Origin of the sequence: Microbacterium sp., from assembly GCF_026393345.1 — a bacterium.
Classification (GTDB): domain Bacteria; phylum Actinomycetota; class Actinomycetes; order Actinomycetales; family Microbacteriaceae; genus Microbacterium.
Genome location: NZ_JAPLAI010000038.1, coordinates 39,478 through 50,808, shown reverse-complemented (window position 1 = coordinate 50,808; position 11,331 = coordinate 39,478). Strand labels below are relative to the sequence as shown.

11 protein-coding genes and 1 pseudogene are annotated in these 11,331 nt (G+C 70.6%); 5 read left to right on the top strand and 7 right to left on the bottom strand.

Translation table 11 applies throughout. From position 1 onward, the window contains the following. Both NT132_RS06390 and ilvD read right to left on the bottom strand, forming a co-directional pair. Positions 1–373: FAD-dependent oxidoreductase (locus NT132_RS06390; protein ID WP_297786538.1), on the bottom strand; the 373-nt coding region annotated here is incomplete at its 3' end. After that, complete coding sequence (gene ilvD, locus NT132_RS06385) at positions 370–2,127, bottom strand: dihydroxy-acid dehydratase (RefSeq protein WP_297786535.1); 1,758 nt, start codon at positions 2,125–2,127, stop codon at positions 370–372. The genes NT132_RS06390 and ilvD, both read right to left, overlap by 4 nt. Positions 2,128–2,206: 79 nt before the next feature. Between ilvD and NT132_RS06380 the strand changes: the two genes are divergently transcribed. The 5 genes and pseudogenes from NT132_RS06380 (at position 2,207) to NT132_RS06360 (ending at position 7,523) form a co-directional block, all read left to right on the top strand. Then, the gene (locus tag NT132_RS06380; protein WP_297786532.1) at positions 2,207–3,487 is read left to right on the top strand and encodes a Bcr/CflA family efflux MFS transporter; all 1,281 of its coding nucleotides are present in this window, start codon (positions 2,207–2,209) and stop codon (positions 3,485–3,487) included. A 10-nt stretch (positions 3,488–3,497) separates the two neighbouring features. Continuing rightward, positions 3,498–5,201 carry a circularly permuted type 2 ATP-grasp protein gene (locus NT132_RS06375; protein WP_297786527.1) on the top strand — a complete coding sequence of 568 codons (1,704 nt, stop codon included), beginning with the start codon at positions 3,498–3,500 and terminating at the stop codon, positions 5,199–5,201. Further along, a pseudogene (locus NT132_RS06370) lies at positions 5,192–6,050 on the top strand (alpha-E domain-containing protein). The gene NT132_RS06375 and the pseudogene NT132_RS06370 overlap by 10 nt, the downstream one beginning before the upstream one ends. Then, complete coding sequence (locus NT132_RS06365; protein ID WP_297786524.1) at positions 6,047–6,892, top strand: transglutaminase family protein; 846 nt, start codon at positions 6,047–6,049, stop codon at positions 6,890–6,892. Before NT132_RS06370 ends, NT132_RS06365 begins: the two are co-directional and overlap by 4 nt. Before the next feature lie 79 nt (positions 6,893–6,971). Next, positions 6,972–7,523, top strand: a complete 552-nt coding sequence (locus NT132_RS06360) for an OsmC family protein (protein ID WP_297786519.1) — start codon at positions 6,972–6,974, stop codon at positions 7,521–7,523. A gap of 55 nt (positions 7,524–7,578) precedes the next feature. Here NT132_RS06360 and NT132_RS06355 read toward each other — a convergent pair whose 3' ends face one another. From NT132_RS06355 to NT132_RS06335, 5 genes are all read right to left on the bottom strand, one after another. Then, a complete protein-coding gene (locus NT132_RS06355) occupies positions 7,579–7,716 on the bottom strand; it encodes a hypothetical protein (RefSeq protein ID WP_297786515.1) in 138 nt (45 codons plus the stop codon). Next, the gene (locus NT132_RS06350) at positions 7,713–7,913 is read right to left on the bottom strand and encodes a hypothetical protein (protein ID WP_297786512.1); all 201 of its coding nucleotides are present in this window, start codon (positions 7,911–7,913) and stop codon (positions 7,713–7,715) included. The genes NT132_RS06355 and NT132_RS06350 overlap by 4 nt, the downstream gene beginning before the upstream one ends. A gap of 99 nt (positions 7,914–8,012) precedes the next feature. After that, positions 8,013–9,386, bottom strand: coding sequence for an MFS transporter (locus NT132_RS06345; RefSeq protein ID WP_297786509.1), 1,374 nt, complete (start codon positions 9,384–9,386; stop codon positions 8,013–8,015). After that, a complete protein-coding gene (locus tag NT132_RS06340; protein ID WP_297786506.1) occupies positions 9,383–9,811 on the bottom strand; it encodes a MarR family transcriptional regulator in 429 nt (142 codons plus the stop codon). Before NT132_RS06340 ends, NT132_RS06345 begins: the two co-directional genes overlap by 4 nt. A gap of 61 nt (positions 9,812–9,872) precedes the next feature. Next, complete coding sequence (locus NT132_RS06335; protein WP_297786503.1) at positions 9,873–11,261, bottom strand: aspartate aminotransferase family protein; 1,389 nt, start codon at positions 11,259–11,261, stop codon at positions 9,873–9,875. Positions 11,262–11,331 lie beyond the last annotated feature (70 nt).

Genomic DNA, 11,331 nt, shown 5'->3' with positions numbered 1-11,331 from the left:
GCTCGTCGGCGGCGATCTTGTAGGCGGAGATGTCGAACGCCTGCGCCATGATCCGGTCGTCGACGCTGAGATGGGGATCATTCAGGCCGTCGAGGGCGGTGAGCCGGTCGAGGAGCTCGTCGGTGAGCCCGCGGATGACCCGGACGTCGATTCCCTCCACGCGGGCGTGCAGCCCGCAGAAGGTGCTGAGGCCCCCCATCGTGCCGGCACCGCCCAGGAACCCGTACCGCTCGATGAGGAGCGTCGAGCGTCCCGCCTTCGCCGCGGCGGTCGCGGCGAACATGCCGGCGGGGCCACCGCCGACGACGACCACCTCGTACTCCCCGATCACCGGGATCTCGGTTTCGGGCAGGGTCAGCGTCGTGCCGGTCATGCGTCCTCCCCGGAGGCGGTGGTGGCGAGTGCGGATTCGCGCGTGCACAGGCCCGCGCCGGGGCGGGCGCAGAGCACCGCGCCACAGCCGAGCGGCTGCACGAGCTGTTCGTACTGGTCGAGCATCCCGCCACCGGTGTTCCGGTCGGTGGGGGCGCGGTATGCGGGCCGGGTGGCGAGCTCGTCCGGCGAGACGAGCAGGTCGACGCGCCCCTCGGACAGATCGATGTCGATGAGGTCGCCGTCCTGCACTCGCCCGAGCGGGCCGTCCTCGGCAGCCTCCGGGGAGACCTCGCCGATTGAGATGCCCTGGTTGACGAGCCCGCTGAACTGGCCGTCCGTGACGAGGGCGACCTCATCGGCGAGACCGCGCGCATGCAGCGCGAAGATGAACGCCGAGGTGAGACCCATGCCGGGGGCACCGCGGACCCCGATGCCGCGGATCACGGCGACGTCGCCGGAGCGCAGCCGGCCGTCGCCGATCGCGCCGATCGCCTCATCCCGGTTGCCGAACACGCGGGCAGGGCCCCGGAAACGGTGGGGCCCGGGGTCGGGGACCGGCCGCTTGGCCACGGCGCCACCGGGGGCGAGTGAGCCCCGGAGCACCGAGATGGCGGGATCCGTGCCGAACGGGTCGGAGAGCGGCCGGATGATCACGCCGTCGGCGGGGCGCGCGGCGGCGGCGTTCTCGGCGACCGTGGTGCCGGCGACCGTCAGCCGGTCGCCATGCAGCAGCGGCAGCAGCTCGCGCAGGATCGTGGCGCCGCCGCCCGCATCCTCGAACTCCTCGATGAGGGCCGGGCCGTTGGGGCGGACGGAGGCGAGGAGCGGCGTCTGACGGCCGAGGGTGCGGAAAAGCTCCCACACATCGACGTCGACCCCGGCCTCCACCGCGATCGCCTGCAGGTGCTTGATGGTGTTCATCGAGCCGCCGACGGCCAGCATCGCCCGGACGGCATCGGCGATCGCCTCGGCCGTGATGATCTGACGCGGCCGGATGTCGCGCTCGAGCAGGTCCGCGAGGGCGACCGCGGAGCGGCGCACGCTGTCCCACATCGGTTCGCTGTTGGCGCGCACCGGCGCTGACCCGGGAACGGCCATGCCGAGCGCTTCGGCGACGATGTGCATCGAGTTCGCCGTGGCCATGCCGGCGCAGACGCCCGGGCCGAGGATCGCATCGTCGGCGAGGTCGATGAGGTTGTCGGTGGAGGCGCCCGTGACGGCGGCCTGCGCGGCGAGGAGGAAGACCTCCTCGACATCGGCCTCGCGCCCCTCCGCCTTCCCGGAGTGCTGGTAGCCACAGGGGATCACGACGGTCGGTACGTTGAGCCGGCCGGCGGCCATGAGGTGACCTGGGGTGGTCTTGTCGCACGAGCTCAGGCAGATCATGCCGTCGAGCAGTGCCCCCTCGACCGCGGTCTCGATGTCGTTCACGATGAGATCGCGACTCGGCAGGATGTACCGGCCCGCCCGGCCCGCGCTGGTGACGAAGTCCGACGGCGCCGCGGTGCGGATCTCGAACGGCAGCAGGCCCTGCCCGCGCAACTCGGCCTTCAATACCGTGACGATGTCGTCGAGGTGCGCGAAGCACGCCGCCAGGTCGGACGAGGTGTTCACGATCGCGACCTTGGGTTTCGCCAGGTCCTCCGCGGGGATGCCGAGGGAGCGCCACTGGGCCCGGCGCGCGATCCCCAGCGCCGAGGTGGGGGAGAGATTACTGCGGAACGTGGACATCGCCGTCTTCCCTGTCGTCATCGACCGTGTCCCTGAAGTGTACGCATTGCGATCAAATGAACGCAATGCGTACACTCGGGGGAATGCGAAAGCGCACCAGATGAGGTCGTCGCGCGGTCTGACCCCGGGCCTCATCGTCGTGCTCGGTTCGCTCATGACGGTCAACCCGCTCGCCGCGCACCTGTATCTGCCAGCCCTTGGCGCCCTGGTCGCCGACCTCCACACCACGGTCGCGGGCGGGCAGCTGGTGTACACCGGCTTCCTCATCGGCGTCGCCGGCGGTCAGCTGATCGTCGGCATGCTCTCCGACGTCGTGGGGCGCCGCCCGGTGTTGCTCTGCGGCCTCGTTCTCGTGACCCTCGCGTCGCTCCTCGCCGCCTTCGCTCCCACGATCGGCACGCTCGTGGCGACCCGCGTGGCGCAGGGACTGGGGGCGGCCGCGGTCGTCGTCGTGGCACGGGCGGTGGTGGCCGACACCGCCACCGGGCGGACCGCGGCGCGCGCGTACAGCATCCTCATGGGTCTCCTCGCCGCCGGCCCGTTCGCCGCACCGCTCCTCGGGACCCTCGCATTCACGGTCGGCGGCTGGCGGGCAGGCTTCGTGCTGCTCACCGTGCTGTGCACTGCCGGCCTCGTCGTCGCGTGGGCGCTCGTGCCCGAGACCCTCGCCCCCGACCGGCGCTCGGCCGCCCGGATCGGCACGATGGTGGGGAACTACGGGCGACTGCTGCGCGATCCCGCCTACATCGGCAACGCGCTCGCGATGTCGTTCGGTTATGCGGCGCTGGCGGTGCACTCGGCGGCGTCGTCATTCGTGGCGCAGGACATCCTGCACACCGGCCCGTGGGGCTACGCGGCCATCTATACCGGGTACGCTGCGGCGGTCCTGGTCGGCAGCATGGGCAACGCCTTCTTCGCCGGCCGGGTGGGGGCGGCCCGGATGATGGCGGTCGCGCAGTCGATCGCGCTGGCGGCGACCCTCACCCTCCTCGCGTTCACGCTGTGGGGGCCCTTCACGATCGCGAGCTTCCTGCCCACGGTGCTGGTCGGGGGTGCCGCGGCCTCGGCGATCCTCTCGAACGCGAGCGCGTTGACCCTGGCACGCGCCGGATTCGCCGCCGCCTCGGGGGCGGCGCTCATGGGGTCGGTGCAGTACGCGGTCGCGGCGGCGGTCGTGCCGGTCGGCGGGATCCTCGGCTCCGGCACGGCGGCGCCGATGGCGGCGGGGATGGTCGGCTGCCTGGTGCTGAGCGCCGGGTGCGCCTGGTTCGGGCACCGCGCGGCGCGTCGGCGCAGCAGCGGAGGCCCGGATGCCGCGGGGGCGATATCGCGCCGCGGCGACGCGCGCAACCGAAACAGGCCCGCAATACCCGGTGGCTAGGGTTTGGGGCATGGGAGACCTCTTCGACGGCTACGGCTCCACTCTCGCGCCGCGGAAGACGCCACAAGGACTCCCGCCTTTCGACGAGATGTTCGGCCAACCCGCGCATCCCGGGGACACCGCGCAGTCCCGTGACGCCTACCGGGAGCTGTACCAGGCGCTCGCGCGGATGACGCAGGAGGAACTCCGGGGCCGCACCGAGTCGCTCGCCAGCTCCTACCTCGCCCAGGGCGTCACGTTCGACTTCGCCGGCGAGGAGCGTCCGTTCCCGCTGGATGCGGTGCCGCGCATCATCGACTACGCGGAGTGGAGCGAGATCGAAGCCGGCGTCAAGCAGCGCGTGCGCGCGCTCGAGGCTTTCCTCGATGACACCTACGGCCGGCAGAACTGCGTGCGCGACGGGGTGATCCCGGCGCAGCTGATCGCGTCGAGTCAGTACTTCTACCGCCAGGCTGCCGGGATCCATCCCGCCAACGGCGTCCGCATCCAGGTCTCCGGCATCGATCTGATCCGCGACGAGCACGGCAAGATGCGCGTGCTCGAGGACAACGTGCGGGTGCCCTCGGGGGTCAGCTACGTCATCTCCAACCGTCGCGTGATGGCGCAGACCCTGCCGGAGCTGTTCGTGTCCATGCGGGTGCGCCCGGTCGGCGACTATCCCAACAAGCTGCTGGCCGCGCTCCGTGCATCCGCCCCGCCCGGCATCGACGATCCGAACGTCGTCGTGCTCACCCCGGGTGTGTTCAACTCGGCCTACTTCGAGCACACGCTGCTCGCCCGTCTCATGGGGGTCGAACTCGTGGAGGGGCGCGACCTCGTCTGCGCCGGTGGCAAGGTCTTCATGCGCACAACCCGCGGCCCGAAGCGGGTCGACGTCATCTACCGCCGCGTGGACGACGACTACCTCGACCCGCTGCAGTTCCGCGCCGACTCGATGCTGGGCGCCCCGGGGCTCATGCTCGCCGCCCGCATGGGCAACGTCACGATCGCCAACGCGGTCGGAAACGGCGTCGCCGACGACAAGCTGCTCTACACGTACACGCCCGACCTCATCCGGTACTACCTGTCCGAGGAGCCGATCCTCCCGATCGTCGACACCTGGCGGCTGGAGGAGCCGGAGGCGCTCGAAGAGGTACTCGACCGGCTCGACGAGCTCGTCGTGAAACCCGTCGACGGCTCCGGCGGCAAGGGCCTGGTGGTGGGGCCGGACGCGTCCCGCGCGGAACTCGATGCCCTTCGCACCAAGCTCCGCGCCGACCCGCGCGGGTGGATCGCGCAGCCGGTCGTCATGCTCTCCACCATCCCCACCCTCGTCGAAGACGGGATGCGGCCGCGCCACGCGGATCTGCGGCCCTTCGCCGTGAACGACGGCGACGACATCTGGGTGCTCCCTGGTGGTCTCACCCGGGTGGCGCTGCCGGAGGGGCAGCTGGTGGTCAACTCCAGCCAGGGCGGCGGGTCGAAGGACACCTGGGTCGTCGGAGGCGCCGCACCCGGGCACGTCGAGTACGGGCAGGGGCACGGCCTCGCCGGGCTGGTCGCCGACCAGGCCTCGACCGTCACGCAGGCGATCCCGATCATCTCGGCGGAGGATGCGGCCGCCGCGGGCGAGTCGCCCGAGGTCAGCCACTCCCCGCAGGACCGTCCGCGCACCCGGTCGGAACAGCAGGAGCAACAGCAACAGCAACGGGACGGGGGTGCGTCATGCTCCTGAGTCGCATCGCCGAATCCCTGTTCTGGATCGGCCGGTACATCGAACGCAGCGACGGCACCGCCCGCATCCTCGATGTGCACCTGCAGCTGCTGCTCGAAGACCCGTGGATCGACGAGGACACCGCGTGCCGGTCGCTCCTCGCGGTCATGGGCTCTGCCCCGCTCGACGACGCCGGCACGGTGTCGCGGGAGGACGTGCTGGCCCGGCTCGCCGTCGACCGGGCGAACCCGTCGAGCATCGTCTACTCGCTCACCGCCTCGCGGGAGAACGCCCGCCGGGCGCGGGAGATCGTCTCCACGGAGCTCTGGGAGTGCCTGAACACCACGAATGCACGGATGCCGCGCCGGCTGCAGCTGGAGAAGGTGCACGAGTTCTTCCAGTGGGTGCGCGAACGCGCAGCGCTCGCCGTGGGCATCGTCGACTCCTCCACGAGCCGCGATGAGGCGTGGCAGCTCGGGTCCCAGCTGGATCACGATCCTCCGCTCCTGCGGCGCGTACGAGGCGTACGTCCGCACCTACCGGGGCATGCCGAGTGCGAAGAACGCCGCCGAGTTCCTGCTGCTCGACCGCCTCTTCCCGCGGTCGATCATCTATTCGATCTCGCGGGCGGAGGAGTGCATCAGCGCGATCGACCCGACCGTCGACCGGGTGGGGCACTCCAACCAGGTGCTGCGTGCGCTCGGCCGCATCCGCAACGACCTGGAGTACCGGCCGACGAACGAGATCCTCGAGGAGCTTCCCCGGCACATGCTGCGCGTGCAGAAGGTGACCCGGGAGGCGTCGGATGCGATCCGGCAGCGGTTCTTCCCCACGCAGGCCGAGCCCAGCTGGATCGGAGAGATCTCATGAAGCGCCTGCGCATCGAGCACGAAACCGGGTTCGTATACGAGGGCGACGTGTCGGCCTCGTATAACGAAGCGCGGATGCTGCCGGGCACGACCGACAGCCAATTCGTGCTGAGTTCGTCGCTCGAGATCGAGCCCTCCACCGCCGTCAACAGCTTCGTCGACTACTTCGGGACGCGGGTGAGCTCGTTCGACGTGCTCTCCCCGCACCGGGGCCTGCGGATCACGGCGCGCTCGCTGGTCGAGGTGCGCCCCCGTCCGATCGAGCACAGCGGTCTCACCTGGGAGCGGCTGGCCACCGAGGCTGCCCGGTCCATCACCACTGTGGAGCAGCTGTCGCAGACGCCGCGGACGCAGCCGCATCCCGAGGTCGTCGAGATCGCCCGCTCCATCGCGGAGCGGTACGACGACCCCGGGCGTGCCGCGCACGAGGTGTGCATGGCCATCGGCTACGCGGTCGAGTACGTCTACGGCGTCACCGGGGTGCACTCCACCGCCGCCGAGGCCTGGGAAGCCAGGAAGGGCGTGTGCCAGGACATGGCGCACATCGCGATCGGGGCGCTCCGGGCCATCGGCATCCCCGCCCGGTACGTATCCGGCTACCTGCACCCGCAGGCGCAGGCCGAGATCGGGGTACCGGTGGAGGGCGAGTCCCACGCGTGGGTGGAGTGGTTCGCCGGTGAGTGGACCGGCTTCGACCCCACCAACAACACCGAGATCGGCGACCGGCACGTGCTCGTCGGCCGAGGCCGCGACTACAACGACGTGCCGCCGCTGCGCGGTGTGTACGGCGGTCACTACAAGGCCGAGCTCGGCGTGAAGGTCACGATCACCCGCGAGGCGTGACCCGCCGCGGCGGCCGATGTGTGACACCGGATGACGGGCGGTTCCGCGGAAGCGGCGGCGTGGCCCTAGCGTCGGTGGCATGAGCACGATCGCCGAGTCCGTCATCCCCGCCGTCACCGCCGAAGAGCGAGCCACCCGCCTCACCGAGGCAGGTGCTGCCTGGAGTGAGCGCATCGACGCGAACCGTGCGTCGGCGCACCTGACCTACCTCGTGAAGGGGCACTCGGAGGGCTCGGTGGCCACCCGTCTCACCGCCGGCCGCCACACCATCCTCGTCGACGAGCCCGCCCCGCTCGCCGGCGACGACGTCGCTGCGTCTCCCGTCGAGGTGGCGCTCGCCGCCCTGATCTCCTGCCAGGTCGTCGTCTACCGCCTGTACGCGCAGGCGCTCGGCATCCAGATCGACGACCTGCAGGTCACGGCCGAGGGCGACCTGGATGCGGCACGCCTGTTCGGCAAGGACGACACCGTGCGCGCCGGCTTCACCGACGTGCGCCTGCGCATCGAGATCGCCGGCCCCGAGTCGGCCGAGCGCTACGAGGAGCTGCGCCGCACCGTCGACGCGCACTGCCCGGTCCTCGACCTGTTCCAGAACCCCACGCCCGTCACCACCACCGTCGTCGTCCGCTGAGGCGGGACCGCTGACAGGGCCGCCGCGAGCGCGGCGGCCCGACGGCGGCTCCGCCTTAGCCCGCCGTGTCGCCGGCCGGGTCGCTCGATGCGGCGGCCTTCGGCGGGTGCGGGACGGGCGGACCGGGCTTCGGCGCCGGCGGCAGGGTCTCGCCCTCCCCGGCGGCGAGGTGCGTCTGCTCCTCGGCGTTCACGCGTCGCCCTGCTCGTCGGATTCCTGCGCCCGCGCGGCGGCGTGCTCGTCAGCGTCCGCTTTGGGTCCTGCCTCGGAGTCGGCATCCGAGGTGGTGTCCGTCGCGGCCGAGCGCACCTCGTCGGTCACGGCATCGGTGGGAGCTGCGTCGTCGGCGTGCGCGTTGTCGGAGTGGCGAGTCGGGATGTTGTCGCTCATGGGATTCCTTTCGTCTTCCCCAGACTCACCGTTCCGGCCGTGCCGGCCAACCCCTGGACACGCGCGTGCCGGACGGTCCGTGGATCGGGGCCACCGGGTTCAGGACGTGCGGCGGGCCGCATCCTCGACCGGTAACGGACTCGTCGCCGCAGCGATCTCGTCGCTGAACTCCTCCGGGGATGCGGTCACCACCCGCACCGGGACCGTCTCGTCGACGGCGAGGCGGAACCGGCTCGCCGGGTGCCGGTGCACGCGGCCGCTCGCGAGCACCCAGACCCCGCCGATGGTGCAGGCGAGGAGCCCCGCGACACCGCCGATGACGATGGCGGTGCGCGGCCCGTAGGCGTTCGCGACCCAGCCGGCGATCGGCGCCCCGATGGGCGTGGAGCCCATGATCACGGCCATGTACAGCGCGAGCACCCGCCCGCGCAGCGCCGGGTCCGTCGTCGTCTGCACGTAGCCGTTCGCCGTCGTCAGCATCGTCACGGTGCAGAACCCGACGAACACGAGCAGCACGGCGTAGAGCGCATAGGTCGGCATGACTGCCGAGACGAGCGAGGCGACGCCGAATCCGCCGGTGGCGATCATCACGACCCGGAGCCTCGCCCGATCCCGCCGCGCGGACAGCAGGGCGCCGGCGAGCGAGCCGATCGCGAGCACCGAGCTGAGCAGGCCGTACCCGTCGGCCTGCTGGCCGAACTCCAGCGCCATGGTCGACGCGAAGATCGGGAAGTTCATGCCGAATGCGCCGACGAGGAACACCATCACGAAGGTGACGATGAGGTCGGGGCGCCGGGCGACGTAGCGGAACCCGTCGGCCAGTCGCGCGGCGCCGGGTGTGCGCACCCGCGGCACCAGTTCGTCGCGATGCATGAGACGCAGCGCCACGAGCATCGCGAGGAAGGTCGCCGCATTGATGACGAACACCCAGCCGGTGCCGACGACGACGATGAGGATGCCGCCGATCGCGGGGCCGAGGAGCCGCGCGGTGTTGAACGACGCGGAGTTCAGGGCGACCGCGTTCGAGGCATCCTTCTGGCTCACCACATCCGTGACGAACGCCTGACGCGCGGGGGAATCGAACGCGTTCCCGACGCCGAAGGCCGCGGCGAAGCACAGCATGATCGTCAGCGTCATGACGCCGGTCAGCAGCAGGATGCCGGCCGTCACGGCGAGCAGCATGAGGAACGTCTGCGTCACCATGAGCAGCTTCCGCCGGTCGAAGCGGTCGGCCACCCATCCGGTGACGCTCACGAGGATCAGCGGCGGCCCGAACTGCAGCGCCATGGTGACGCCCATGGCGGTGGCGTCGTTGTTCGTCAGCTCGGTGAGGACGACCCAGTCCTGGGCGGTCGACTGCATCCAGCCGCCGATGTTGGAGACCAGTGCACCGAGGAACCAGATGCGGTAGTTGTACAGCGACAGCGAGCGGAACATGCCTCCGCCCCCGCGCCGTGCGGGGGCGGAGGTCATCGGTCGGCCACCTGGCGCAGGATCGGCACCGCCGCGGCGAGGGCGGCGCGCTCTGCGGGGGAGAGGTCGGCGAGGGCGTCCTCCAGCCAGGCGTCGCGGCGGCGCTGGGTCTCCAGGATCAGGGTGCGCCCCGCATCCGTGATCTCGATGATCACCTTTCGGCGGTCCTGCACGTCGGGGGTGCGGGTGAGGTAGCCGGCCTCTTCGAGGGCGTTGACGGTGCGGTTCATCGACGGCGGTGTGACCCGCTCGGCCTCGGCGAGCTCACCGAGCGTGCGGGGGCCGCGCTGCAGTGTGGCGAGGACGACCAGGTGCCCATCGGGCATCGAGTCGACGGCGCGCTGGGCCCGGAGCCGCCGGGTCAGGCGGAAGGCCGCCATGCGGAGCTCGGCTGCGAGGTCGGGGGATTCCTGGTGGGACGCCATTTCGATACTTAGCCTAGCTCATTAGCCATGCTAAGTAAATGTCCGCGGGGGGACCGGCGGTTTAGAGGCGGGACCAGGCCTCGGTCAGCACGCCCCGCAGGATCTGCTCGATCTGCGTGAACTCCGCAGGACCCACGGTGAGCGGCGGGGCGAGCTGGATGACAGGGTCGCCGCGGTCGTCGGCGCGGCAGTACAGCCCCGCCTCGAACAGGCCTTTCGAGAGGAAGCCGCGCAGTAGCCGCTCGGCCTCGTCGTCGTCGAAGGTCTCCTTGGTGTCCTTGTCCTTGACCAGCTCGATGCCGAAGAAGTAGCCGTCGCCGCGCACATCGCCGACGATCGGCAGGTCGGTGAGCTTCTCGAGTTCCGCACGGAAGAGCGGCGAGTTCTCCCGCACGCGCTCGTTGAGCTTCTCTTCCTCGAAGATGTCGAGGTTGGCCAGGGCGACCGCGGCCGAGACCGGATGACCGCCGAAGGTGTACCCGTGGTAAAAGGTCGTATCGCCGGTGCGGAACGGCTCATAGATGCGGTCGCTGACGATCGTCGCGCCGATCGGTGAGTAGCCACTGGTCATACCCTTGGCGCATGTGATCATGTCGGGCACATAGCCGTAGGCGTCGCACGCGAACATGTGGCCGATCCGGCCGAAGGCGCAGATGACCTCGTCCGACACGAGCAGCACGTCGTATCGGTCGCAGATCTCGCGCACCCGCTGGAAGTACCCGGGCGGGGGCGGGAAGCATCCGCCGGAGTTCTGCACCGGCTCGAGGAAGACCGCGGCGACCGTGTCGGGCCCCTCGAACTGGATCATCTCCTCGATGCGGTCCGCGGCCCAGACCCCGAACTGCTCGATGTCGTCGGCGGGCGCGCCCATCTCGGCGGCACGGTAGAAGTTCGTGTTGGGGACCCGGAACCCGCCGGGGGTGACAGGTTCGAACATCGCCTTCATCGCCGGGATGCCGGTGATCGCCAGGGCGCCCTGCGGCGTGCCGTGGTAGGCCACCGCGCGGGAGATCACCTTGTGCTTGGTGGGCTTGCCCTGCAGCTTCCAGTAGTACTTGGCGAGTTTGAAGGCGGTCTCGACCGCCTCACCGCCGCCGGTGGAGAAGAACACCTTGTTCAGGTCGCCGGGGGCGTAACCCGCCAGCCGGTCGGCGAGCTCGATGGCCGAGGGATGCGCGTACGACCAGATGGGGAAGAACGCCAGCTGCTCGGCCTGCGTCGCGGCGACCTCGGCGAGGCGGCGGCGGCCGTGGCCGGCGTTGACGACGAACAACCCCGCGAGCCCGTCGAGATACTCGCGCCCGTGGTCGTCCCAGATCGTGTGGCCCTTGCCACGCACGATGATCGGGACGCCGTCCCGCTCCATCGCCGACTGGCGGGAGAAGTGCATCCACAGGTGCTCGCGCGCCTTGGTCTGCAGGTCCTGGTGGTCATAGGTCGGCTCGGTCATCGCTCTCACCCCTTCGCGCCCGACATTACTCCAGCCCGGACCGTTACTGCACCGTCCGGACGGTGCGCGG